Source organism: Photobacterium sp. DNB22_13_2 (assembly GCF_052873915.1).
Map to the genome: position 1 here is coordinate 52,977 of NZ_JBNNXU010000009.1, position 24,155 is coordinate 77,131.

The 24,155-nt window shown below is 48.6% G+C and carries 22 protein-coding genes and 1 other annotated feature; of the genes, 12 read left to right on the top strand and 10 right to left on the bottom strand.

Annotation, left to right across the window (positions count from 1 at the left end; genetic code table 11):
- Positions 1-69: 69 nt before the first annotated feature.
- Positions 70-789, bottom strand: a complete 720-nt coding sequence (gene arcA, locus ACVA58_RS14585) for a two-component system response regulator ArcA (RefSeq protein ID WP_446511169.1) — start codon at positions 787-789, stop codon at positions 70-72.
- Between arcA and ACVA58_RS14590 the strand changes: the two genes are divergently transcribed.
- The 3 genes from ACVA58_RS14590 (at position 789) to ACVA58_RS14600 (ending at position 2,156) form a co-directional block, all read left to right on the top strand.
- Entirely contained in the window at positions 789-1,046 is a 258-nt protein-coding gene (locus ACVA58_RS14590) for a hypothetical protein (RefSeq protein ID WP_446511170.1), read from the top strand. The genes arcA and ACVA58_RS14590 overlap by 1 nt on opposite strands.
- A 138-nt stretch (positions 1,047-1,184) precedes the next feature.
- A complete protein-coding gene (locus ACVA58_RS14595; protein WP_446511171.1) occupies positions 1,185-1,586 on the top strand; it encodes a DUF3293 domain-containing protein in 402 nt (133 codons plus the stop codon).
- A 72-nt stretch (positions 1,587-1,658) separates the two neighbouring features.
- Positions 1,659-2,156, top strand: a complete 498-nt coding sequence (locus ACVA58_RS14600; protein WP_446511172.1) for a putative 4-hydroxy-4-methyl-2-oxoglutarate aldolase — start codon at positions 1,659-1,661, stop codon at positions 2,154-2,156.
- An 80-nt stretch (positions 2,157-2,236) separates the two neighbouring features.
- On the opposite strand, the gene ACVA58_RS14605 is transcribed toward ACVA58_RS14600, so the two are convergent.
- Together ACVA58_RS14605 and aceK are read right to left on the bottom strand one after the other, a co-directional pair.
- Positions 2,237-2,695: a hypothetical protein gene (locus tag ACVA58_RS14605; RefSeq protein WP_446511173.1), complete on the bottom strand. Its 459-nt coding sequence runs from the start codon at positions 2,693-2,695 to the stop codon at positions 2,237-2,239.
- Positions 2,696-2,809: 114 nt separating this feature from the next.
- A complete protein-coding gene (aceK, locus tag ACVA58_RS14610) occupies positions 2,810-4,546 on the bottom strand; it encodes a bifunctional isocitrate dehydrogenase kinase/phosphatase (protein ID WP_446511174.1) in 1,737 nt (578 codons plus the stop codon).
- Between the two features lie 303 nt (positions 4,547-4,849).
- Positions 4,850-4,969 (top strand) — a sequence feature (Thr leader region).
- Between the two features lie 71 nt (positions 4,970-5,040).
- Here aceK and thrA point away from each other — a divergent pair.
- Genes thrA through thrC form a run of 3 tightly spaced genes read left to right on the top strand, consistent with a single transcriptional unit; the run spans position 5,041 to position 9,744 of the window.
- Positions 5,041-7,500 carry a bifunctional aspartate kinase/homoserine dehydrogenase I gene (thrA, locus tag ACVA58_RS14615; protein WP_446511175.1) on the top strand — a complete coding sequence of 820 codons (2,460 nt, stop codon included), beginning with the start codon at positions 5,041-5,043 and terminating at the stop codon, positions 7,498-7,500.
- A 1-nt stretch (position 7,501) separates the two neighbouring features.
- A complete protein-coding gene (gene thrB, locus ACVA58_RS14620) occupies positions 7,502-8,458 on the top strand; it encodes a homoserine kinase (RefSeq protein WP_446511176.1) in 957 nt (318 codons plus the stop codon).
- A 2-nt stretch (positions 8,459-8,460) separates the two neighbouring features.
- Positions 8,461-9,744, top strand: coding sequence for a threonine synthase (gene thrC, locus ACVA58_RS14625; RefSeq protein WP_446511177.1), 1,284 nt, complete (start codon positions 8,461-8,463; stop codon positions 9,742-9,744).
- A 74-nt stretch (positions 9,745-9,818) separates the two neighbouring features.
- Here the strand turns inward: thrC and ACVA58_RS14630 are convergent, their stop codons facing one another.
- From ACVA58_RS14630 to grcA, 3 genes are all read right to left on the bottom strand, one after another.
- A complete protein-coding gene (locus ACVA58_RS14630; protein ID WP_446511178.1) occupies positions 9,819-11,027 on the bottom strand; it encodes a dicarboxylate/amino acid:cation symporter in 1,209 nt (402 codons plus the stop codon).
- A 304-nt stretch (positions 11,028-11,331) separates the two neighbouring features.
- The gene (locus tag ACVA58_RS14635) at positions 11,332-12,510 is read right to left on the bottom strand and encodes a dicarboxylate/amino acid:cation symporter (protein ID WP_446511179.1); all 1,179 of its coding nucleotides are present in this window, start codon (positions 12,508-12,510) and stop codon (positions 11,332-11,334) included.
- Positions 12,511-12,752: 242 nt separating this feature from the next.
- Positions 12,753-13,130, bottom strand: coding sequence for an autonomous glycyl radical cofactor GrcA (gene grcA / locus ACVA58_RS14640; protein ID WP_446511180.1), 378 nt, complete (start codon positions 13,128-13,130; stop codon positions 12,753-12,755).
- Positions 13,131-13,679: 549 nt separating this feature from the next.
- On the opposite strand from grcA, the gene nfo reads away from it, so the two are divergent.
- The 3 genes from nfo (at position 13,680) to ACVA58_RS14655 (ending at position 16,294) form a co-directional block, all read left to right on the top strand.
- The gene (gene nfo, locus ACVA58_RS14645) at positions 13,680-14,531 is read left to right on the top strand and encodes a deoxyribonuclease IV (RefSeq protein WP_446511181.1); all 852 of its coding nucleotides are present in this window, start codon (positions 13,680-13,682) and stop codon (positions 14,529-14,531) included.
- Between the two features lie 428 nt (positions 14,532-14,959).
- Positions 14,960-15,634 carry a uracil-DNA glycosylase gene (ung, locus tag ACVA58_RS14650; protein ID WP_446511182.1) on the top strand — a complete coding sequence of 225 codons (675 nt, stop codon included), beginning with the start codon at positions 14,960-14,962 and terminating at the stop codon, positions 15,632-15,634.
- Positions 15,635-15,757: 123 nt separating this feature from the next.
- The gene (locus tag ACVA58_RS14655) at positions 15,758-16,294 is read left to right on the top strand and encodes a hemerythrin domain-containing protein (protein ID WP_446511183.1); all 537 of its coding nucleotides are present in this window, start codon (positions 15,758-15,760) and stop codon (positions 16,292-16,294) included.
- 75 nt (positions 16,295-16,369) lie between these two features.
- Here ACVA58_RS14655 and ACVA58_RS14660 read toward each other — a convergent pair whose 3' ends face one another.
- The gene (locus ACVA58_RS14660) at positions 16,370-16,552 is read right to left on the bottom strand and encodes a DUF3545 family protein (RefSeq protein WP_107350731.1); all 183 of its coding nucleotides are present in this window, start codon (positions 16,550-16,552) and stop codon (positions 16,370-16,372) included.
- Between the two features lie 568 nt (positions 16,553-17,120).
- Between ACVA58_RS14660 and ACVA58_RS14665 the strand changes: the two genes are divergently transcribed.
- A complete protein-coding gene (locus tag ACVA58_RS14665; protein ID WP_446511184.1) occupies positions 17,121-18,551 on the top strand; it encodes an alanine/glycine:cation symporter family protein in 1,431 nt (476 codons plus the stop codon).
- 119 nt (positions 18,552-18,670) lie between these two features.
- Positions 18,671-19,444 (top strand): peroxide stress protein YaaA, encoded by a 774-nt coding sequence (gene yaaA / locus ACVA58_RS14670; protein ID WP_446511185.1) that lies wholly within the window; start codon positions 18,671-18,673, stop codon positions 19,442-19,444.
- Between the two features lie 104 nt (positions 19,445-19,548).
- Here the strand turns inward: yaaA and srmB are convergent, their stop codons facing one another.
- Together srmB and ACVA58_RS14680 are read right to left on the bottom strand one after the other, a co-directional pair.
- On the bottom strand, positions 19,549-20,772 hold the full coding sequence (gene srmB, locus ACVA58_RS14675) for an ATP-dependent RNA helicase SrmB (RefSeq protein WP_446511186.1): 1,224 nt from the start codon (positions 20,770-20,772) through the stop codon (positions 19,549-19,551).
- A 176-nt stretch (positions 20,773-20,948) separates the two neighbouring features.
- Entirely contained in the window at positions 20,949-21,665 is a 717-nt protein-coding gene (locus ACVA58_RS14680; protein WP_446511187.1) for a tRNA1(Val) (adenine(37)-N6)-methyltransferase, read from the bottom strand.
- A gap of 363 nt (positions 21,666-22,028) precedes the next feature.
- Between ACVA58_RS14680 and brnQ the strand changes: the two genes are divergently transcribed.
- Entirely contained in the window at positions 22,029-23,348 is a 1,320-nt protein-coding gene (gene brnQ / locus ACVA58_RS14685) for a branched-chain amino acid transport system II carrier protein (protein WP_446511188.1), read from the top strand.
- Positions 23,349-23,459: 111 nt separating this feature from the next.
- On the opposite strand, the gene fldB is transcribed toward brnQ, so the two are convergent.
- The gene (gene fldB / locus ACVA58_RS14690) at positions 23,460-23,978 is read right to left on the bottom strand and encodes a flavodoxin FldB (protein WP_446511189.1); all 519 of its coding nucleotides are present in this window, start codon (positions 23,976-23,978) and stop codon (positions 23,460-23,462) included.
- Positions 23,979-24,155: the final 177 nt, after the last annotated feature.

Genomic DNA, 24,155 nt, shown 5'->3' on the forward strand with positions numbered 1-24,155 from the left:
CAATAAAAACAAAAAAGGCTCCGGAAGGAGCCTTTTTAGTATGTGTTTCTATATGCGTCGGAGCTGGAATTATTCTTCTTCCAGATCGCCGCAGAAGCGGTAACCTTCACCGTGGATCGTCGCAATGATTTCCGGGGTATCTGCCACTGACTCGAAGTGTTTGCGGATACGGCGGATCGTTACGTCAACGGTACGGTCATGTGGCTTAAGCTCACGGCCGGTCATTTTCTTCAGTAGCTCGGCACGTGTCTGGATCTTGCCTGGGTTTTCACAGAAGTGAAGCAGGGCACGGAACTCTGAGCGTGGCAGCTTGAACTGATCGCCGCTTGGGCTAACCAGAGAACGACTGTTGATTTCTAGCGACCAGTCGTTGAACTCGTAACGCTCAACCATGCGCTTGTCTTCAGTTGGCAAGCCTTGGTTCATGGCACGAGTTAGCAGGTTGCGAGCACGGATAGTCAGTTCACGAGGGTTGAACGGCTTGGTGATGTAGTCATCGGCACCGATCTCCAAACCTAGGATCTTGTCTACTTCGTTGTCACGGCCAGTAAGGAACATCAGCGCCATGTCGCCCTGCTCGCGAAGCTCGCGCGCAAGAAGCAGGCCATTTTTACCTGGAAGGTTGATATCCATGATCACCAAGTGAACTGGGTGCTCAGAAAGCATCTGGTGCATTTCAGCGCCATCATTGGCTTCGAAGACAGTGTAACCCTCTGCTTCAAAAATGCTTTTAAGGGTGTTACGTGTTACGTGCTCGTCTTCTACAATTAGAATGTGAGGGGTTTGCATTGGCAGTACCTAATTTCTCAAAACGGAATCTGGTCAAAAACAGAATAGTAAAATTCTATATAAAAAATTCACATACAGGCAAAAACTTGGGAGATATACGTGCTTTATTGTATTTGCTCACAAAACCTGTTGGTACGCCATCCATTTATCCAGCTCATCAAGCCATGATGATTTTCGCTGAAAAAGCCCAAACTAAGGGGCATTGGCTACAATTTCCGTGGGATGGCGACGATTGTATTCACTTAACAGCTCGCTAACAATATAAGCGCTTTGTTTCCGGGCTGCTTTCGGACACTTTATTGATTTACATCAAACAGAGTGAAGCGCATTACGACTCTTCACTTTGCTTAACATTCGCTACAAAAAAATGCATCGTCCCTTGGGTGTCGCTCTCTATGTGTAAAGAAATCTCGTTGTGGTGTAGCTATCAATCGATCATCTTTAAAGCTGAGCAACACCCTGTTTACCCTTGCTTTGCAATTCTAACAGCATTTAATCCGAGAAGCATTGTTCTTAGCAATAAACGCAACCTAGTTCGTCATCGCCAACTGGAAATGTCACTTAGGATGCAATGCGGTGAGATATTGCCCGTAAGTTGCTGCGCACGGGATGGGCAATGGCAGGAATTGGGCTTTGCGGCTCCCATGCCCCAAGAGGCGGCATGCCGGGAAGCAGCCCGCTGGCAGCAGAATGCTATTTACTGGGTGGAAGGTAACGATCTGTTTTTAGTGCCAGTTTTGCTTGTCGGAGTACAGACACAAAGATTGGGTGATTGGCCAAGCTTTCTCTACACTTAACTTAGCCCTAGGGAGTGGGGGGATTACTCGGCCCAGATAGGGAAGACCACAAAGAGAATAAAGGAGCCTGGAATGAAAGATTTGACCCCGGATTTGTGCGATAACTTTGAACAGGATGTACGTTGGTTGCCGCTGAGTTTACAGAACTATGGCGGGCGGAGCGTATTCTACGGCGAGGTGGTGACCTTACGTTGCTTTGAAGATAACAGCATGGTGCGTGATATCCTTGCCCGTAACGGTAAAGGAAAAGTATTGTTTATTGACGGCCACGCTTCTTGCAGTAAAGCTCTATTGGGTGATCAACTGGCGATGCTGGCCCAGAAAAATGGCTGGGAAGGCATTATTATTAACGGTGCGGCGCGGGATGTCGGGATCATTGCTACTCTGGATATCGGTGTCAAGGCGCTAGCGACCTGTCCGGTCAAAACGGTCAAGCGACAAACCGGAGAGGAAAATGTGACCCTGACTGTTGCCCATACCCTGGTGTATCCTGGTGATATGCTGTACGCCGATCTCAATGGGGTGGTATTTAGCAAACAGCCACTGGATCTCTCTGTGATTAATACCTAGTCCTTTATATGCTTAAACATCGAAACGCCTGGCAAAGCCAGGCGTTTGTGCTTTCAAGTCTATTTTTTGTTGGTCAGTCGCTAGAAGTGAAAGCCAATGCCGAACTGGTATATTTGCTCTAGCCCTTCGTAGTCGAGGGTGGCATGTAAATTGAGCTTTTCCGTGACTTCATAATTACTTGAGACCTCAACACCCATCACTGTGTCTTGGTCCTGCGTTTCGGAAGTAACGGCACTTTGTAAACTCAGCTTAGGAGTAAAGCTATATTTCACCCCCGATAACATGCCCCGGCTGGCGGACTGGATTTCATTACCGCTTTTTAATCGGGTACTGAGGTAAAGCTCGGTGTTGTCTGAAATAGAATAAGCATAGCCGCTGTCGATTTGCCAGAGATCGAATTGCTCTGCCCCCTTGGACTGGGATGACATAAACCACCCAGAAGACGTGTTATCGTCCAATATATCTAAAAGTCTGCTTTCTGCTGCTGTTGTTGGTAACGCCACTACCAGCAGGGCAATTGTGATTAGCCATGTGCGCATTCATCACCTTCCCTGTTTTTTTATTGTGATTTTTTGTGTTTATCCTTATCAAAATAATACTAGGCCAAGTAGTACATAATTGAAACAAAGCTTTTTCATTGCTGAGACATTTTGTCAGCTTTCTAGTTGCCTGTGTTGGCCCGTTAGTCGCTGTTGACTGCTGTATGGGAATACATCTTCAAATTGCCCTTCTTTGATATTATGTTGCAGCTGCTGCCAGTATTGGGGCTCGAATAGATCCTTGTGTAGTTCATCGAACAGTTGCCTTACCTTCGGGTTGATCAGCAGGAAGGTTCTGAACTCTTCGGGAAAAACATCATTGACCCCCACACTGTACCAAGGCTCAGCTGCCATCTCATCTTCCGGATAGCGGGGAGGTGGGATGCGGCGGAAGTTCATCTCCGTCATGTAGCTGATTTCATCGTAGTCATAGAACACCACCCGCTTGTGACGGGTCACGCCGAAGTTCTTGAACAACATATCGCCGGGGAAGATATTAGCGGCTGCCAGCTGTTTGATAGCCTTGCCGTATTCGTCGACAGCATGGCGCAGATCATCATCGTTGGCCTGTTCAACATAGAGGTTGAACGGGATCATACGTCGCTCGATGTAGAGGTGCTTGATCAGGATCTGCTTCTCGGTGACCTTGACGATCGAGGGGGCGACTTCAAGTAACTCTTCCAGCAGCTCATCGCTAAAGCGGTCGCGGTCAAAGCTGAAGTTACGGTATTCCTGGGTGTCGGCCATCCGTCCAACCCGGTCATGCTCCTTTACCAGCCGGTATTTCTCCCTGACCACGGCATGGCTTATCTCTTTTTGTGGTGCAAATTTGTCTTTAATAATCTTAAACACGAATCCGTAGGACGGCAGGGTGAACACGGACATGACCATCCCTTTGATCCCCGGTGCCAAAACGAACTGGTCGTCGGAGTGTTCGATATGGTAAAGAAATTCGCGGTATAGCTCAGTTTTACCGTGTTTTTGGCAGCCGATGGCGGTATAGAGCTCGGCTTTGGTTTTGTTTGGCATCAGTTCGCTGAGAAAGCGGACCAAGGCGGCTGGTGCGGGCGCGTAAACCATGAAATAGGAGCGGGCGAAACCAAACAGAATACTGACCGCATCGACATCAACCAGACAGGCATCGACAACCAGTTTGTTTTCATCGGTGGTGAGAATAGGGAGCACGATAGGCAGGTGGTGATGGTCGTCGAAGCGGATCCGGCCAACCAGATAAGCCGCCTTGTTACGGAAAAACGGCTCACGAATCATCTCTATGACTGGGGGGGGATTACCCACTGTCGCCAGGTGCTGGCTGATGCGTTCGCCGAGCAGCTGGATATCACGTTGTTTGTCCTCCCATTCCAGACTGAATGGCGTATCGTCAAGGATCCGCCCTAGCAAGGTATCAAGACTCGCGCCGGTGTTGTACAAGCGGCTGAGGTTAGTTGGGTAGGTCGGAACCCGATCCTCTTGCGAGCTATGGACGAAAAGCTTGTCGCGTTTGATATTACGGTGCTCGAAGATCCGGCAATAGACAGAATTGAAAAAGCTCTCGGCAATATCGTAGCGGGGATAATCGAGCAGAAGATCTTCGTAGGCGTTTTTCACCGCCATCAGGAAGGCATGGTTGGCATAGCGTTTGCCCAGCATAATGGTAATTTGGCTGGTAACAAGGCCAACATGGTGATCGTAGAACTTAATACGGGTTTTGAGCGCTTGTTGAATCGCCGGCCAATTCTGGCTTTCGAAACGCTCCTGTGCACCGGCGGTGACATCTAAAAATCGGCCATACATGGCATCGAAACCTTGCAGTATCGTATGTGCGACAAGTTGTTCCATTGCTGCTGTCATCCGGGCTCCCTAATTCTACTGAAGTTAGCCTATAAGTACCGGCACGGTGTCGCCTTCAATTGGCGAACTATTCCATTTTGATTAATTATTCACCGTTTCTACTATGCATGGAGTTTAGGGTAACTGCAATAATTTGATGTTAATTATGCTGTTATAGCATGGCAATAACGCGCTAATTAGCTGCATTTTGATAGTTATTTCAACAAAAGGCGATAAGAATAAAGTTGACTCCGGTAGGTGATTACGGTAAACGTAAATGCATACATATTATCGAGTATCTGTTTAGGACAGCTATGTTTAACGCATTCAGCATGAATACAACCACCATTATTATTACCGGCACCATGGTTGCTGGGGTGGGCTGATGCGCAAAAGAATTGCAAAAAAGAGCCCACATCCCAAAACGATGTGGGCTTTTTTTTGACCTGATATTTCATCCTGGAGTGGCAAAGTAGCGCCCAGGGGCACGTTTTAGGAAGTTGTGGGAGTAGGGAATGCGAGTATTTAAGTTTGGTGGTTCATCGTTGGCCGATGCTGACAGGTTTTCTCGGGCAGCAGATATCATTGCCAATAATGCTCAGCAGGGGCCGGTATCTGTGGTGCTGTCGGCACCGGGCAAGGTCACTAATAAGTTGGTATCGGTAATTGAAAATAGCATCCAGTTTGGTGAGGCGGATGCACAAATGGCCGATCTGGAAGCGGTATTCAATGAACTGCTTGCAGGTCTTAAAGCGGTTGAACCAGAATTTGATAAAGCGGCTTTAGATACCAAATTAGCAAGTTCATTAGGCCAGTTACAGCAATACGTTCACGGTATTAAATTGCTGGGTTTATGCCCTGATAATGTTTACGCCAAAATCATCAGCAAGGGGGAAAGGCTCTCGATTGTTATTATGCAGTCATTGTTGCAGGCCAAGGGGCATCAGGCCAGCTTGATTGACCCGGTTGCATACCTGCTGGCGCACGGTGAATATCTGGAAGCCCACGTTGATATTGAAGCCTCGACCCAAAACTTCCGTCAAAACCCATTGCCAAAGGATCATGTCAATATCATGCCTGGCTTTACGGCCGGTAACGAGAAAGGCGAATTGGTCACTCTTGGCCGGAATGGCTCAGATTATTCAGCGGCAGTATTAGCTGCCTGCCTGCGTGCAGAGAGTTGTGAAATCTGGACCGATGTCGATGGCGTCTATAGCTGCGATCCCCGCTTGGTACCCGATGCCCGCCTACTGAAATCATTGAGCTACCAAGAAGCAATGGAGCTATCTTACTTTGGTGCGTCAGTTCTGCATCCGAAAACCATTGCCCCGATTGCCCAGTTCCACATCCCCTGCCTGATCAAAAACAGTTTCAACCCACAAGGTGCTGGTACCTTGATCGGTCTTGATACCGGTGAAGATAAACTGGATATCAAGGGGATCACTACTCTTAAAGATCTGACCATGGTCAATGTGTCCGGTCCGGGTATGAAGGGTATGGTCGGTATGGCGGCCCGTGTGTTTGGCGCGATGTCTTCGGCTGGCGTATCGATTGTTCTTATTACTCAGTCTTCGTCGGAGTACAGCATCAGCTTTTGTATTGAGAGTGAAGACAAGCTGTCGGCCCAACGTGCACTCAGGGAACATTTCGAACTTGAGCTGAAAGAAGGCCTACTTGAACCGGTAGAATTTATGGATAACGTGGCCATCGTGACACTGGTCGGTGACGGTATGCGTACCTCCCGCGGTGTGGCGTCGCGTTTCTTCACCTCGTTGTCGGAAGTGGATGTCAATATTGTGGCCATTGCCCAGGGCTCTTCTGAGCGGGCGATCTCAGCGGTGATCCCGGATAACAAAGTGTCAGAGTCGGTGAAGGCTTGTCATGAAAACCTGTTCAACAGCCAGCATTTCCTCGATGTATTCGTGATTGGTGTTGGTGGTGTTGGTGGCGAACTGGTGGATCAGATCCAGCGCCAGCAGGCCAAACTGGCCGAAAACGGTATTGTGATCCGGGTGTGCGGCTTGGCCAACAGTAAGGGCCTGTTGCTAGACAACAATGGCCTGTCGCTGGAAAACTGGCGTGACTCGTTGGGGCAGGTCACAGAGCCGCTGAGCCTTGCTCGGATGATCCAATTGGTAAGGCGACACCATGTGATCAATCCGATTGTGATTGATTGTACCTCCGATCAGGGTATTGCCGAGCAGTATGTCGATTTCCTATCGGCAGGTTTCCATGTGATCACTCCGAACAAGAAAGCCAATACCGCTAGCATGGCTTACTACCAGCAGCTCCGCCAAGCGGCACGCTCAATGCGCCGTAAGTTCATGTACGACACCACAGTGGGTGCAGGCCTACCAGTGATTGAAAACCTCCAGAATCTGATGGCAGCCGGTGATGAGCTTGAGCGCTTCTCGGGTATTCTGTCCGGTTCAATGTCCTTTATTTTCGGAAAGCTGGATGAAGGCATGAGTTTCAGTGAGGCAACCACAGTAGCGCGTAACAATGGCTTTACCGAGCCGGATCCGCGCGACGATCTGTCGGGGATGGATGTGGCCCGTAAGCTACTTATCCTGGCAAGGGAAGCGGGTATGGCTCTGGAACTGGAAGATGTGGTTGTCGAGCAGGCGCTGCCACCGGGTTTTGATGCCGACGGTTCGGTTGATGACTTCATGGCCCGACTACCTGAAGCCGATGCCTACTTTGCCAAACTGATAGAAGAAGCTGCGAGCGAAGGCAAGGTCCTGCGCTATGTCGGTGAAATTACTGATGGTAAATGTGCGGTGAAGATGGCTGCTGTCAATCCGGATGATCCGATGTTTAAAATCAAGGATGGTGAGAATGCGTTGGCTTTCTACAGCCGCTACTACCAGCCAATCCCGTTGGTGTTGAGAGGTTACGGTGCTGGTACTGAAGTGACGGCCGCAGGGGTATTTGCAGACTTGATGCGTACGCTGGGCTGGAAACTAGGAGTTTAAGATGAGTGTAGTGGTTTATGCACCGGCATCGATTGGTAATGTCAGTGTCGGTTTTGATGTGTTGGGGGCCGCGGTGTCCCCTATCGATGGTACCTTGCTGGGCGATCGAGTTTTGGCCGCAGAGGGTGAGCAGTCTTTCTCGCTGAAATGCGTCGGAGCATTTGTCGATAAGCTGCCTAAACAGGTAGAAGAGAATATTGTTTACCGTTGTTGGCAGGTGTTTGCCCGTGAGCTTGATAAGAAAGGTGCTGTACTCAAGCCTGTAGCCCTGACTTTGGAAAAGAACATGCCAATTGGCTCGGGCCTTGGCTCGAGCGCCTGCTCTATTGTAGCTGCGCTTGATGCGCTTAACCGCTTTCATGATCAGCCACTTGATGAGACTGAGTTATTGGCTCTGATGGGCGAGATGGAAGCGGAGATCTCCGGCAGCTTGCATTACGACAATGTAGCCCCCTGCTATTTGGGCGGTTTGCAGTTTATGGTTGAGGAGTTGGGTATTATCAGCCAGTCGGTCCCTTGTTTCGATGACTGGTACTGGGTGATGGCTTATCCCGGCATTAAGGTGCCGACCGCGGAAGCCCGAGCGATTTTGCCATCCCAGTACCGTCGTCAGGATGTGATTGCTCATGGTCGCTATCTGGGGGGCTTTATCCATGCTTGCCATTCAGAGCAGCCAGCGTTGGCCGCAAAAATGATCAAAGATGTGGTAGCTGAGCCATACCGTGAACGTTTACTTCCTGGTTTTGCCAATGCGCGGCAGTATGCGCTGGAAGCTGGCGCTTTGGCTAGTGGGATCTCTGGCTCGGGGCCTACCATGTTTACCGTGTGTGATGACCTCGAAGTCGCAAAACGTATTGCACGATGGTTGCAAGATCATTATGTTCAGAATGAAGAAGGATTTGTCCATGTCTGTCGTTTGGACGGACAGGGCTCAAAAGTAACAGGAAGTGAGCTGTAACCATGAAGCTATATAACCTAAAAGATCATCAAGAGCAGGTTTCTTTCGGCCAAGCGGTACGCCAAGGCCTAGGAAGTAACCAAGGCTTGTTTTTCCCGGCGGAACTACCGTCTTTCGACAATGTCGATGCGTTGCTGGAGCAAGATTTTGTCAGCCGTAGTACCGCAATTATGTCGGCGTTTATCGGTGAGGAACTGGCCGTTGAGACCGTGTCCCAGATGGTCGGCAATGCTTTCCAGTTCACTGCACCGGTTAAGTCGGTCAAGGAAGGGGTGTACGCCCTTGAGTTGTTCCATGGCCCAACACTGGCCTTCAAGGATTTCGGTGGCCGATTTATGGCCCAGTCACTGGCAGCCGTTTCTGACAGCGATGGCAAAATCACTATCCTGACAGCGACATCCGGGGACACCGGTGCTGCTGTAGCCCATGCTTTCTACGGTATGGACAATATCAAGGTGGTGATCCTGTATCCGAAGGGTAAGATCAGCCCGTTGCAAGAAAAATTGTTCTGTACTCTAGGCGGTAATATTTCTACCGTTGCTGTCGAAGGCACATTTGATGACTGTCAGTCATTGGTTAAACACGCGTTTGATGATGCTGAGTTGCGTAAGGAAGTTGGCCTGAACTCAGCTAACTCAATTAACATTAGCCGTTTAATGGCGCAGATTTGCTATTACTTCGAAGCCGTTGCTCAGTTGCCTAAAGAGCAGCGAGAAGAGCTGGTCATCGCGGTACCGAGTGGCAATTTCGGTAACTTGACCGCGGGTCTGCTGGCTAAAGCCATCGGCCTGCCGGTGAAACGCTTCATTGCCGCCACCAATGTTAATGATACCGTTCCGCGTTACCTGCAGACTGGTGAGTGGGCGCCGGCACCAACCGTACCGACTATCTCCAATGCCATGGATGTGAGTCAGCCTAACAACTGGCCGCGTATCGAGGAGCTTTGCCGCCTCAAAGGCTGGGGATTGGGTGAGCTAGGTTATGGCGCGGTGGATGATGAGCAGACTGCTGAGACTTTACGCCAGATGGAGCAGGAAGGTTACCTGTGCGAGCCGCACGGTGCCATAGCCTACCGTGTATTGAACGAGCAGTTGGCCGAAGGCGAAACCGGTTTATTTTTGTGTACCGCTCACCCTGCCAAGTTCAAAGAAGTGGTTGATGAGATCCTGGGCAAGGATATCGACCTGCCGGCTCCATTGGCTAAGCACAATGCCATGGAGTTGTTGTCGGTAGAGCGTGATAACGACTTTGACCAACTGAAGGCGGTACTGCGTAGCGTCCAGTAAAGCGAATTCTTATCTCGCAAAACAAAAAGGGAGCCTAGGCTCCCTTTTTTAGTACTTGATGTTATCGCATCCGGTTAGACGATTTGCTCGCTCTTGGTGGCATCGACTTCAGCGCCAGTTAGATTGCTTTCACCAGACACTGCTTCGTCAGCAAATTTATCGACCCATAATGCTAGCGCACCGTCACCGGTGATGTTACACGCGGTACCGAACCCGTCTTGTGCCAGGTGCAGGGCGATTTGCAGACCAATCATGGCTTCGGTAAAGCCCATCATGGACCCCAGCAGGCCTACAGCTGCCATGACGGCACCACCCGGAGCACCCGGAGCTGCGACCATAGTGATGCCCAGCATGCCGATAAACGGTAAAGCTTCAATGAAACTCGGAACGGTGGCGTTACCTGTTACCAAGATAACCGCAACGCAGACAGACGTGATGCTAATTGCTGAACCTGACATGTGGATGTTGGCACAAAGAGGCACCACGAAGTTGGCAATCGGCTTCTTTACACCGTTTGCTTGAGTTTGGCGCAAGGTTACCGGCAGGCTGGCCGCAGAAGACATGGTACCAATCGCTGTTACATAAGCCGGCAGCATGTTCTTTAAAAGCTTAAATGGTGAACGGCCCAGCAGTGCTCCTGTTGTAAGGAACTGCAGGCTTAGCCATAACCAGTGTAGAGCAATGATGAGTACGAGTACGAAGGTAAAGGTTTTCAGGGTTGAGAACACGGTACCCTGTATTGTCATATCGGCAAATACACCCGAGATGTAGAACGGCAGTGATGGCACCATGACTTTTGAAAGGAACAGCTCGATGATGTTGCGGCCTTCGTCGCTCAATTTTCGCATGTTGTCGCTATTGGTCGCCGTGATCCCTAAGCCAAAGATAAAGGCAACGGCGAGGGCAGTCATCACCCCCATAATTGGAGGGATCTTTAGATCAATTAATGGCGATAAGGTACGTGCAGCATCGCTAACCTCGCCCGGGCTATGCAGAACGGATGGTAATACCTGGCTGGCAACCAAGTAAGCCATTGCACCAGCCCCCATGGTCGATAGATAGCTCAGGCCGACGGTTTTACCGAGTAGTTTGCCGGAGTTTTTCGGTAGGTTGGCAATGCCGCTAGTAACAAAAAATAGAATCAATAAAGGAATAGTGAAACCAATCAGCTGGCTGATCAGTGCTTTCATGGTAATAAGAATTTGCACTAGTAAATCAGGAGCAAACAGGCCGACAAGAATACCTGCCACAATACCTGCAAGAAGTTTTAGAATAAGTTTCATCGTCAAAGTTCCGATTGAGGAGTTTGAAAAATATTAAGAGTTTAATGCGTTCTAATTTGGCGGAGGGTGTTGTATCACTTCCCGGTTAGGGATGCCAAAAAAGCGGGCTTTTTATGTCGTACTAGCAGCAAAATTAAAAGTGTTTGCAGGTATTCCCTTCATAATGGTTAATTCTTTGACATAAGTTAAGGTGATGAACAACAGCTGGTACTATTTGGTGGGTTTTGTGTGCTAGCGAGCAAAAAAATAGCAGGCAATTAGCCTGCTATTGACAGAAGTGTAGATTTATTTTCTGCTTTGTTAATTAATTCTGTGGTTGTTCAATATTTTTTGCTTCTGGTGACGGCTTGGCAAATTTGTTGACCCACAGGGAGATAGCCCCGTCGCCGGTAATATTACAGGCGGTACCAAAGCTGTCTTGAGCCATATATAAGGCAATCATCAATGCCAGCTCAGCTTCTCCGAAACCAAGCATCGATGCCATCAGGCCAAGCGCGGCCATTACAGCCCCGCCAGGTGCTCCTGGCGCGGCAATCATGGTCACACCAAGCATCATAATAAACGGCAGCATCTCAAGCAGTGACGGGATTGCAATGTGCTGGCTCAGTGCCATCACTGCCGTTGAGCAGGTAACTAGGGTGATGGTAGAGCCTGATAAGTGGATTGTGGCACAAAGTGGGATCGTGAAGTTGGCGATGGCCTCATCGACACCGTTTGCCTTCGTCTGGCGCAGAGTGACAGGAATGGTGGCAGCTGATGACATGGTCCCTACGGCGGTAAAGTACGCCGGCATCATGTTTTTGATCAGTTTCAGCGGCGAATACCCTAATGCCAGTCCGGTCACGGTGTACTGGATGGTGATCCACGCCCAATGCATGAAGATAGCCAGTGCCAGTACCAGCCCAAAGGTTTTCAGTGTCGAGAAGACAGTGCCTTCGGCGGCCATTTCGGCAAAAACGCCAGCAATGTAGAACGGCAGCAGCGGGATAATGATGTTGGAAAGTAAGAGGTCGATGATCCTGCGGCCGTCTTCGGCAATGGTTTTCAATGGCTTGCTATCTGTGATGCTGATCCCCAAACCAAATAGGAAGGCGGTGGCGAGGGCTGTCATGACGCCAAATAGCGGAGGAACTTCAATTGTGATGAAACTTGTGAGCTTCGCTGCATTGCCTGCGGCGGCCGTAACGGGTTCGGCCATGCTACCAATTACAGTGCTGGCAACGATGAATGCTAGGCTACCGGCAATAATGGTCGACCCGTAGGACAGGGCAACGGTTTTACCCAGTAGCGAGCCGGAGTTCTTTGGCAGGCTGGCAATGCCGCTGGTGATATAGAACAGGATAATTAGTGGGATGGTAAAACCGATGAGCTGGCCACCGAGGAGTTTGATAGTCAGCAGGACGCGGATGATAGCGTCAGGGGCGAAAAAACCAAGGAGGATACCGATCAAAATACCCGCGATAAGCTTGAGGATTAACTTCATGAACTGGCTCCGAAAATAATGTTATATATAAAGCTCCATGTTTGTGACATTGCCCGTGGTTACAGACATTAGGTGGTAGGCAACGCTATGAATGTACATGTTTATTAACATTAATACCTAAGTTACTGTCACATTTTAGATGATCATATAGACAGCATGCGGTGGGGGTATTTGAGACGGACAAAAACGGGGCATAAAAAAACGGCACCCGTAGGTGCCGTTTTTGCTAACAGAAACTGTAATTACAGGCTGTTAGTGAAAGTACGAGCGATAACGTCACGCTGCTGCTCTGTAGTCAGAGAGTTGAAGCGTACCGCGTAGCCAGATACACGGATAGTTAGCTGTGGGTATTTTTCTGGGTGGTTAGCAGCATCTTCTAGAGTCTCACGCTTAAGAACGTTAACGTTCAGGTGCTGACCGCCTTCGATTTTAGCTGGCGCTTCGATAGCAACTTCACGAGACTCGTACTCACCTAGGTCTGCAGCTGGGATCACTTGGTCAGCTTCGAAACCAGCAGATGCAGCTACACAGCGTGCTTCGTTAGTTTCTGAATCAAGCAACCAGATTGAGTTTAGTAGGTCATCGTTAGCTGATTTAGTGATTTGAATACCTTGGATCATGACTTTCTTCTCCGTATAAGACTTATTTTATATGACCTAACCCCTGGGGTTTAAGCCTGATTTTGCAAAGTTATGACTAGTGAAAAATACGACCGGATGCCGGTTTCTTATGAGAAAGAGAAGCCTTGTGAGCCAAAGGATCCAACCGTCATAAGCCATATTTTTTAGTAGTTATAATTCGCAATCTCCGCTTGCAGAGGAATGTCGTTAGTTTTTTCTATTTTCTTGTTGAGTTGCGTATTATATATCTCGAAGGTGCTAATTGTGTATTGATTTAGATCAAATTACAACAAAAAACCTTAAAATAAGCAGGGCAATTTTATTGAGCTAGGTCAACTAAGCCGCATATTTATTGGTCTTTAACTAATATTTTATCATTTAAAAAATATTTGAAGTGATCATTTGTAGTAAAATTACATCAAAACAAAAAGAGGTGTGCCACTAACCTCTCGAAAAGTCTGTGCTTGCCCCGATCAACCTGTAAGCATTAACGTTGATAAATAACGTACAATCTGTGCTTAAAATGCAAAAATTCAAAGTAGGAAAAACATGAAATTAATTGGTGCGCACGTATCCGCTGCTGGCGGTGTGCACAACTCGCCAGAGAATGCCAAGAGCATCGGTGCCAATGCATTTGCTTTGTTTACCAAGAATCAGCGCCAGTGGGCTGCCAAGCCTCTGGAGCAAGATGTGATAACGGCCTTCAAGGCTCGTTGTCAGCAATACGGTTTTACCCCTAACGCAATCCTGCCGCATGATTCATATCTGATAAACCTAGGGGCACCAGAGAGTGAGAAGCTGGAAAAGTCGCGCAACGCGTTTATTGATGAAATGGCCCGCTGCGAACAACTAGGATTGCACCTACTGAACTTCCACCCGGGTAGCCACTTAAAGAAAATCCCTGAAAATGATTGTCTTTCTTTGATTGCCGAGTCTATCAACCTCGCACACGCCGAAGTACCCAACGTAGTCGCGGTGATTGAGAATACGGCTGGACAGGGCAGTAACCTGGGCTGGCGCTTCGAACAACTGGCTAGCATAATCGATCAGGTTGAGGATAAGTCCCGGGTTGGGATCTGTATCGATACCTGTCACGCGTTTGCCGCCGGCTATGATTTGCGCAGTGAAACTGCCACGGATAAGACGTTTTCTGAGTTTGACCAGATCGTCGGGATGGAATACTTACGCGGTATGCACCTGAATGATTCTAAAGGTGAACTAGGCAGTCATCTTGATCGTCACCATAGCTTAGGTGAAGGGGAAATTGGCTGGGACTGTTTCCGTTACCTGATGCAAGATAGCCGATTTGATAATATTCCATTGGTGCTGGAAACCATCAATCCAGATATTTGGCAACAGGAAATTGCCACATTGAGATCGTTTATTCCTGAGGCTGAATGATATTTGCAATATTGGATCAACGAGCACCAATATAGGGCAATGTCGGCTTGTTTTATAAGGTGTTTTTTTTGAAGTTATTGATTTATAAGGTTGTTTTAATTGGTCTCATTTTTGGCACTAATTTTTCATAGTTGCTCTTAGTGATAAAGCACAAGAGAGGGAAAGGTTATGAATAGTGAAATGATGATTTTGAATTATGGCGTCTCACGATTACCACAGGCTCACCGCCATATTCAGGGGCGGGGACATTGGCGTACGCCCGTCACCCCTAAAGCGCGCTATCAAGTGGATTAAATACTGCGCCCATCTTCTCCTTTTAATGAGCCTCCTATCTAGTTGAGTGGATGGGGGGCTTTGTTTTATCAGCTAAACCCATACAATAGGCAGCAAAAGTAATACCACAGAGTTTGGTATAAGAGGATCAGAAAATGAGTGCTGTACTGAGCTGGCAAGAGGTCATAGAAGCCGAGCGCGAGAAACCATATTTCCAAAAGGTGGAACAATATGTTGCTACAGAGCGAGCAGCCGGAAAAGAAGTCTATCCGCCCCAGGAAGATGTATTCAATGCGCTGGTGGCAACACCGCTTTCTGAGGTAAAAGTGGTGATCTTGGGCCAAGATCCCTATCACGGCCCGGGCCAAGCGCATGGCTTGAGCTTTTCGGTTCGCCCTGGTGTGAAAGTTCCGCCGTCTTTGGCCAACATGTACAAAGAGCTGATAACGGATATCGACGGATTTACCCCGCCAAATCATGGTTTCCTGCAGGGTTGGGCCGAGCAAGGTGTATTGCTGCTCAATACTGTGCTGACGGTAGAACAAGGCAATGCCCATTCACATGCCAAGATAGGCTGGGAGGTGTTTACCGACCGTTTGATCGAGGTAATTGACCAACATTGCGAAGGTGTTATTTTCTTGCTGTGGGGCGCGCACGCACAAAAGAAAGGTAAGAAAATCAATACTGAACGCCATCATGTATTGCGTTCGGCCCATCCATCGCCATTGTCGGCATATAGAGGCTTCTTTGGCTGTAAGCATTTTTCGCAAACAAATAAACTACTAAATCAGATGAATAAGCCTTCCATTGACTGGTTGCTAGAAGATTAAGCTTTATTTACTAGAATGTATCGATTGTGTGAATAATCCGCACATTAAGTAACCAAGATCAAGGTGCGTTTTTTCATCCTTACATACACTTTCAGTAATGGAGTTGACTGGGAGGTTTATGCAATGATGCTGGATGATATTCACACTGAACATGGTTATATTTGCCGACTGTTGAAGATCCTACAACAGAAGCTGGTCGCGATACGCAATGGGCAAGAGGTTAACTATGGCCTGATCAAAGACATTGTGGATTACCTGCAGAACCATGCCGAGTGCTGCCACCATCCTAAAGAGGATGTGCTCTACCATTATTATCAAGATCACTATGCCGATAATGCTGGTCAGGTAAAAAGTCTGGAAAAAGAACACGAAGAGCTGGCAAGATTAACCCAAGAGTTTGCCGATACGGTTGATATGATCCTGATGGATGCGGTGATCCCACTCGACGTATTTGCCGATAAACTCAATGCTTTTGTTGTTAGTCAGTTTGCTCATTTGGAGTTCGAGGAAAAACACATTCTTCCTTTGATCCGTAAGCACTTTACCCAAGAGGATTGGCTGGCGGTGTCACAACAGTATGAGAAGTGCGATTGCGACCCGCTATTTGGTAGCCAGGTGACCGAACGGTATCGTCATTTAGCTGAGCGGTTACAAGCATGATCGGCTGAGTAGCCAATATAAATGAAAGAGCCGGCGCAGAGCCGGCTCTTTGGTTGATCTTTTGGTCTTTAAAGGCTAGAAATCAAGATCTTCGTCTGATGAATCCTTGAACATATCGATATCAGCCAATTCACGGCGTAGCCTTTCCCTATCTTTTAGCGCTTCAATTTCACGCCACTTGCGTTTTACCGGCTTGCTACGAGCACCACGTCTTGGCGTTTCTGTTGCAAGAATGTCATCGAATGCATAGCTGTCCATAGAGCACCTCTTCCTTACAATCGGTTCTATTTAAATATCATAGCAAGACCCAAAATAAAATTGATGTGTTTCGCAAATGTTACTTAATGATGAATATTTGATGTGCGGCAGGTCTCAATGTGAGTTTGGTTGTATAAAAAAACACCAGAAAAGAGAACGGATTAGCGATAGCTTAGAGGTGTGAAAGTAGAATGTTGATACTAAATTCGCCAGTATCATGTTAGATAAGCAATATTCATGTGAGGGATGTTGATTTTTGCTGGTTATATTTGCATGATCATCTGCCATCTGCAGTTATACCGTATTAGGTCAAGTTGGCAGGTGGCTATCTTCTTATGCCTCTTGTTAACATCATACTTACATCGTAGCTGCGCAGGATAGCTGCCCACGCCTGCTGGCGTGGCTCATATGCCGCTGTCTTTTACCACATAATAAAACTAAGGTTGTAGTAACTGTTTTGTCTAACTGACAGGCTCTTGTCTGGTTGGCTAACGGGCTGAACCGATACATTTTGCTTGCGGCCTGATTGGCCGGTTTCAGCTAATTATTGATTTTTAGAGGGTTCGACGTGTCAAGTCAGATTAATTTTTTGAACGATCTGTTATGGGGCTCTGTGCTCATTTATTTGCTGATTGGCGTTGGCGTGTTCTTTACCTATCGGTTGGGCTTTATTCAATTCCGTCATTTTGGCCATATGTTCAGCGTGATGAAAAACAGCCGTAAGTCAGATAAGTCCGGTATTTCATCATTCCAGGCATTGTGTACCAGCCTGGCAGCCCGTGTCGGTACTGGTAATATGGCGGGTGTAGCGGTAGCGCTGACTCTTGGCGGTCCTGGTGCGATTTTCTGGATGTGGTTGATTGCCATGTTGGGTATGGCGACGGCGTTTGCCGAAAGCGCGCTGGCCCAACTCTACAAAACTCGAGATGATGAAGGCAATTACCGTGGTGGCCCGGCATATTACATGGAAAAAGGGTTGGGCATGCGCTGGATGGGGGTGGTGTTCTCCATCTTCCTGATCATTGCGTTTGGATTGGTTTTCAACTCGGTTCAGGCTAACTCGATCACCCTCGCGATGAATGTCGCCTTTGGTTGGAACCCGGCTTATGTTGGCGTTGTACTGGTGGTGATGGCTGGCGTCATTATTTTTGGCGGTCTGCGTACGATTGCCCGTACCGCAGAAATCCTGGTGCCTGCAATGGCATTGTGTTACCTGCTGTTAGCCCTATTCATCATGTTTACCAATCTTGGTAAGTTACCAGAAGTACTGGGGTTGATTTTCCGCAGCGCATTCGGCCTCGAAGAAGCAGCATCGGGAGCTCTGGGCTATACCATTGCTCAGGGCATGATCAATGGCCTCAAACGCGGCTTGTTCTCCAACGAAGCCGGTATGGGGTCGGCACCGAATGCTGCGGCTTCCGCTACGCCATATCCACCACATCCTGCTTCTCAGGGTTATGTGCAGATGCTGGGCGTATTCATGGACACCATCGTGATTTGTTCTGCAACAGTGGCGATTATCTTGATGTCGGGAGAGTATGTCCCACATAGCGAGATCACAGGTATCGAGCTGACCCAGCGTGCTTTGAGCTCTCAGGTGGGCGGTTGGGGAGCTATTTTCATTGCAGTGGCGATTTTCTTCTTTGCCTTTACCTCCTTGGTGGCCAATTACTCTTATGCCGAAACGAATTTGATTTTTCTCGAGCACAACCATAAAGCGGGTCTGACCGTGTTCCGGTTTGTGGTACTGGGTATGGTGATGTTTGGTGCGGTAGCTGATTTGCCGACGGTATGGGCTATGGCGGATGTGTCGATGGGAATGATGGCGATAATAAACCTGGTAGCTATCGTGCTGCTATCCGGCACGGTAGTGAAGCTGGCCAAGGATTACAATCAGCAGCTCAAGCAAGGGAAGGTCCCTACATTTGATAGCAAGGATTACCCGGAGCTACATGCTCAGCTGGAAGAAGGGATCTGGGATCAGCCTAAGAAGGGTTGATCTTCGGTTGCCATCGAATTTGGCGATAACAACAATAGAAAAGACCACGCGTACAACGCGTGGTTTTTTTTTGTCAGGCTGTTAACATCTTAGCCATATAAGATTAAAAGGATCATCCCATGTTAATTGTGGTTTCACCTGCTAAAACACTCGATTACGACTCCCCGTTGGCGACTGAGACGTTCACCCAGCCTGAGCTGACCGATCATTCGGCTGAACTGATTGAAGTGTGTCGCGAGCTGACCCCGGCCCAGATTGCTAGCCTGATGAAAGTCAGTGATAAAATCTCCGGTTTAAATGCGGCCCGTTTCGCTGAGTGGCAGCCTGAATTTACCACTGATAACGCCCGCCAGGCGATTTTGGCCTTCAAAGGCGATGTTTATACCGGCTTGGCTGCCGAGACTATGGATGATGCCCAATTTGCTTATGCCCAGCAGCATCTGAGAATGCTCTCTGGCCTTTACGGCCTGTTGCGCCCGCTTGACTTGATGCAGCCATACCGCCTGGAAATGGGCACTAAACTGGCTAACCCGCGTGGCACCAATTTGTACCAGTTTTGGGGCAACATCATTACCGATAAGGTCAACCAGGCATTGGCTGAGCAAGGGGACGATACCCTGATCAACCTAGCATCAAATGAATACTTCAAGGCGGTCAAGGTCAAGCAAGTGGCGGGTAAGGTAGTTACTCCTGTGTTCAAAGACTGCAAGAACGGCACTTACAAGGTGATCAGCTTTTACGCCAAGAAAGCGCGAGGTATGATGGCGCGTTACATTATTGATAATCAAGTGAATTCAGTGGAAAAGCTGAAGCGGTTCGACACGGCGGGCTACTACTTTGTGCCAGCTGAATCGACGGCGACTGAACTGGTGTTCAAGCGCGAAGAGCAATAATTATTATTGTGTAAAGTCGTGGTACCAATATTGTTGGGTTTGGTATTAGAAAAAACGGGCTGGTGAAGACCAGCCCGTTTGTGTTTTCGCTAAAAGCAGAAGTATTATTTTTTCGCTTTTTTCTTTTTCACAGCCGCTTTCTTTTTCGGATCTTTTTTCTTCTTCTTTTTCACTGTCAGGGCTTTTTTGTGTTTCGGGCGCATGCCTTCGACAAAACGCTCAGCCACCTCTTCGTTCATGTAGCGGCCAACACGATCGATCATACCCTGATCATGTGCTTCGATAAGGGATACCGCAGTTCCTTTCTTACCGGCACGGGCTGTACGGCCAATTCGGTGCAGGTAAACATCGGCAGTACGTGGCATGTCAAAGTTGATGACATGGCTAATATCCGGCAGATCAATACCACGGGCGGCAACGTCGGTTGCCAGCATGATATTTATTTCGCCATCACGGAAGCGGCGGATAGTATTGTTACGTGAGGCCTGGGCCATTTCGCCTTGGAGCCAGCAGCAAGGGATCTGCATGGCAGCAAGCTGGTCACGCAACGTCGCAAGACGCTCTCGGGTTTTGACGAAGATGATGGTGCGTTCGGCTTCACTTTTGAGAATCGTCTCCAGCAGCGCTAACTTGTGGGCCATGTCGTCGCAGCGGTGGTAGTACTGATGGATTTTCTTGCGTTCACGGCGTGGCGGTTCAGCATTGACTTCAACTGGCTCGTTGAGGATGGTGCTTGAGAAATCTCGGACACCTTTGCCTTCCAAGGTTGCGGAGAACAACAAGCTCTGGCGGCGCCAGCGACATTCGTTGTGAAGACGTTGGACGATTTTACCAAAGCCCATGTCCAGCATGCGGTCAGCTTCGTCGAGGATCAGGCATTCAATTGCACGGCAGTCAAAGCGCTCGCTTTCGATGTATTCCATCAGGCGGCCCGGTGTTGCCACCACGATATCTTGGGTTTTGCCCAATAGCTCGGCATGTTCATCGTAGGAGATACCACCGGTAATGGTGAAAACCTTCAGCTGGGTGTGCTTAGCAAGCGCGCGGGCTTGATCGGCGACCTGAATAGCCAGCTCTCGGGTTGGTGTTAGTACTAGTACGCGTGCTGGCCCCGGCTTTTTACGCGGGAAATCCTGCAGGTGCTGGATCATCGGCAGAAGAAAGGCTGCGGTTTTTCCGGTACCGGTAGGAGCGGACGCCAGTACATCTCGGCCATCCAGTGCGTGCGGGATCGCTTCAGCTTGGATCACGGTAGGGCGATCGTAGCCGAGATCGGCAATGGCCTGCAGCAGCTCGCTATCTAATTCTAATTCGGAAAACTCTCTCACCAGTCATTTCTCCTTGGGAACTCAGGGAATCCCCCCTCTTTAATATGGGGAGCCTATAGATCGCCGGTTACGTGCAAAAAACATAAGGGGCGGCATTATAGAGATTATTGCCGCAACGATCACCGATAAAAGTATAAAAACTTCTGCATTTCGCCAAACCGGATGCGGTATTCACACTACATTTTCAAGTAAAACGCCTTGGTAAGGGCAATAAAGCCCTCGCTGTACTGGCCATCTTGGTGGATCAACAGCTGTTCTGTTTGGCACGGTAACGGGCTTTTCCTCAAGTCTATCAGCAGTCGGCTCGGGGGTTTGCGCTCGGTGGTTTTCACTTTGCATAACCGATGGCAATAGAGCTGATGGGAACGTGCCGCTTCGATCAATTGCTCGCCTTCATAAACCGGTAAAATGAGGCTGGCACTTCCCGCAGGGCTCAGAAGGTGGCGGATTGCTGCCAGCAACTCGTGATGCGGTAAGGTATCGGTATGACGTGCCGCAGCTCTTGCTTGGCAATCAGCTTGCTCACCGTGATTAAAATAAGGAGGGTTACAGACAATCGCTTCAACGGAACCGGACGGTTGCTGGTTGGCCCAAACCTGAACGGTTTGATGCGCTACCTCAATGCGTTCTGCCCAAGGGGAGTCAATGAAGTTACGCTGCGCAGCTACCGCCGCACCGTTGTCAATTTCAATTGCGGTGATGGGGTTGCCTTGCTTTGCCGTGCGTTGTGCCGCCATCAGCGCAAGCAAACCGCTGCCTGTACCTATATCGAGAATAGGGCCCGATTGGGGCAGGTCCGCCCAAGCGCCAAGCAGAACCCCATCGGTACTGACTGGCATACCACAGCCGTGGTCGTTAACGTGGAATTGTTTTAAGGTGAACCCTTTTGCCATGGTGTTGCTAGACCTTGTTATGTTTTTGACCCTGCCATTATAGCCTGCTCGGGATTAATTTTAGAATGATAACCTTCTGTTGAATAGTTGTTGCGTAGTTATTGCTTCTGTTTTTTATGTTTTTCATAAGTGGAATTTGTTGGTTGTTAGTTTTGAACTGGGTTGTTGTTTTGGTGGTATCTACTGGTTTTTTGGTGTTCAACCCAAAGAATATGGTGTTTTTAACTGTGTTATTGCTTATTGAGTGCTTTTTCGTCATTATGCTGCGAGCAGAGTCACATTCAGGTAATCCTTTTTTGTGGCCAAAAAAATAACAATATTTACAAATACAGCAGACATAACATCAAGAGTGGAAGGTGCAGTTTGAAAAAGTCACTCAGTTTTACCGATATCATGGCGTTGGGTTTTATGACCTTCGCTTTCTTCCTAGGCGCAGGCAATATCATATTCCCGCCACAGGCTGGCCAGCAGGCTGGTGATCACCTCGTACCGGCGATGTTCGGGTTTCTTTCAACCGGTGTTACCTTGCCGCTTGTTGCCATTATTGCCGTTGCCGTTGCCGGTGGTTGGAAAGGCATGACCCAAGACTTGCCGTCTAAAGTCGCCACATTACTGGCTGTGCTAATCTTTATCGTGATCGGCCCAGCATTTGCTGCTCCGCGTGCCGGTTTAGTTGCCTATGAAATGGGCGTGAAACCGTTTATTGCCGATGCAGGACAGCTTAGCCTTACTCTTTTCTCGATTGTCTTTTTTGGCATAGCTATGTTCCTGTCGCGCTCTCGTGGCAATTTGGTTGATTTGGTCGGTAAGTTCCTGACACCGATTTTGTTTGTGGCCTTGGTGGTATTGGCTGTGAGCGTTGTCGTCAATCCGCAGGATGCGATTGAAGCGGCCAAGGGGGACTATGTAGATATGCCGTTCCTCAAAGGTTTTGTTGAAGGGTATAACACCCTAGATGCGGTTGCTGCCTTGCTGTTCGGTATGGTGATTGTCGATGCCGTGCGTAGTAAAGGTGTGAGTGATGAGAAGGCTACCCGTAAATACTTGATCATGGCTGGCCTTATTGCCGCAGCCGGTCTGGCGTTTGTGTATGTTTCGCTGTTCTACTTGGGTGCTACCAGTGTCAATATTGCGGCCAATGCGTCGAATGGTGGTGACATACTGGCGATTTACGTTGCGGCGCTATTTGGACCTGCTGGTCAGATGATGCTGTCGTTGATTGTGTTGTTGGCGTGTTTGACCACCGTGGTTGGCCTGATCAGTGCGTGTTCTGAGTACTTCTCTTCGCTGACTCGCTGGTCTTACGAAAAATGGGCTGTGTTGTTGTCTGTGACTTGCTGTGTGGTGGCCAATGTTGGCCTGAACCAGTTGATTGTTCTGTCACTACCGGCGCTATTTGCTCTGTATCCAATTGCAATGGCGTTGGTTATTTTGACCTTCATCCGCCGTTGGTTGCCAAACCCAACACTATCTTACCGTGTTGTGATGTTGGTGGCGTTGTCGTTCAGCATGATTGATGCTGCTAAGGTGGCAGGTTTTAATGTCTCTGCATTCCGTGTTCTGCCGTTGTTTGATTACGGTATGGCGTGGTTGATGCCGACTTTTGCGGCGCTGGTTGTGACTTGCTTTGTCGGTGCCCAAAAGGCGGTTAAGCAAGGCAAGCAGGAAAGCCAAACCGCTTAAGGTGATATAGATAGAGTCGCACTGAATAAAAGGCGGCTGACAAAAAGGGATGCCGAGGCATCCCTTTTTCGTATTTCAAGCTCCCCTTTGGGGGGCTGCGATGAAAAAGCGTTATAGCGTTTCGCTGTACTCAGTCAGGATTTGTTCACACCATGTCGTGATACGTTCATCGCTTAATTCATACTGGCTATCTTCATCCAGAGCCAAGCCAACAAACAATGTGCCGTCGGCGGTCAGTGCTTTTGAGGCTTCGAAGTCATAACCTTCATTTGGCCAGTAGCCGACAAATTGGGCACCAGTCGGCAGCAGTTTCTCGTGCAGCATTCCCATCGCATCAAGGAACCATTCGGTATAGCCTTCCTGATCGCCAAGGCCGAACAGGGCCACGGTTTTGCCACTCAGGCTAAGTCCGTCAAGTTGCTCCCACACGGCTTCCCAGTCTTCTTGCAGCTCTCCGAAATCCCACGTAGAGATCCCAAGGATTAGCATATCGTACTGGTTCATCTCGCTGATATCTGCTTCTTTGATATTATGTAAATCAACCAGTTCAGCACCGATGCATTCGCGGATCTTCTCCGATGCCATTTCGGTATAGCAGGTGGTTGAGCCGTAGAATAAGCCAATCTTCATGCTGCTTGTCCAATGTGTAACGAATTAATGATAGGGGATTCTACCTAGCTTGGACGGTCTTGACTATTTCTGAGTGATTGAGCCAGAAATTCCAGCCACATACTTGCAGGCCGTTACATTTGTTGGGAAATCGTCTACCATTGAATACTGTGTATTTATCCATGTGTTTTGGCGGGT

What these genes read in the sequence shown, in the direction of transcription:
- thrC (WP_446511177.1), top strand. Translation starts at nt 8,461, where the DNA reads ATGAAGCTATATAACCTAAAAGATCATCAAGAGCAGGTTTCTTTCGGC.
- grcA (WP_446511180.1), bottom strand. Translation starts at nt 13,130, where the DNA reads ATGATCCAAGGTATTCAAATCACTAAATCAGCTAACGATGACCTACTA.
- yaaA (WP_446511185.1), top strand. Translation starts at nt 18,671, where the DNA reads ATGTTAATTGTGGTTTCACCTGCTAAAACACTCGATTACGACTCCCCG.
- arcA (WP_446511169.1), bottom strand. Translation starts at nt 789, where the DNA reads ATGCAAACCCCTCACATTCTAATTGTAGAAGACGAGCACGTAACACGT.
- ACVA58_RS14660 (WP_107350731.1), bottom strand. Translation starts at nt 16,552, where the DNA reads ATGGACAGCTATGCATTCGATGACATTCTTGCAACAGAAACGCCAAGA.
- ACVA58_RS14680 (WP_446511187.1), bottom strand. Translation starts at nt 21,665, where the DNA reads ATGGCAAAAGGGTTCACCTTAAAACAATTCCACGTTAACGACCACGGC.
- fldB (WP_446511189.1), bottom strand. Translation starts at nt 23,978, where the DNA reads ATGAAGATTGGCTTATTCTACGGCTCAACCACCTGCTATACCGAAATG.
- ACVA58_RS14600 (WP_446511172.1), top strand. Translation starts at nt 1,659, where the DNA reads ATGAAAGATTTGACCCCGGATTTGTGCGATAACTTTGAACAGGATGTA.
- ACVA58_RS14630 (WP_446511178.1), bottom strand. Translation starts at nt 11,027, where the DNA reads ATGAAACTTATTCTAAAACTTCTTGCAGGTATTGTGGCAGGTATTCTT.
- thrB (WP_446511176.1), top strand. Translation starts at nt 7,502, where the DNA reads ATGAGTGTAGTGGTTTATGCACCGGCATCGATTGGTAATGTCAGTGTC.
- thrA (WP_446511175.1), top strand. Translation starts at nt 5,041, where the DNA reads ATGCGAGTATTTAAGTTTGGTGGTTCATCGTTGGCCGATGCTGACAGG.
- ACVA58_RS14595 (WP_446511171.1), top strand. Translation starts at nt 1,185, where the DNA reads ATGTGTAAAGAAATCTCGTTGTGGTGTAGCTATCAATCGATCATCTTT.
- nfo (WP_446511181.1), top strand. Translation starts at nt 13,680, where the DNA reads ATGAAATTAATTGGTGCGCACGTATCCGCTGCTGGCGGTGTGCACAAC.
- ACVA58_RS14635 (WP_446511179.1), bottom strand. Translation starts at nt 12,510, where the DNA reads ATGAAGTTAATCCTCAAGCTTATCGCGGGTATTTTGATCGGTATCCTC.
- ung (WP_446511182.1), top strand. Translation starts at nt 14,960, where the DNA reads ATGAGTGCTGTACTGAGCTGGCAAGAGGTCATAGAAGCCGAGCGCGAG.
- aceK (WP_446511174.1), bottom strand. Translation starts at nt 4,546, where the DNA reads ATGACAGCAGCAATGGAACAACTTGTCGCACATACGATACTGCAAGGT.
- ACVA58_RS14605 (WP_446511173.1), bottom strand. Translation starts at nt 2,695, where the DNA reads ATGCGCACATGGCTAATCACAATTGCCCTGCTGGTAGTGGCGTTACCA.
- ACVA58_RS14655 (WP_446511183.1), top strand. Translation starts at nt 15,758, where the DNA reads ATGATGCTGGATGATATTCACACTGAACATGGTTATATTTGCCGACTG.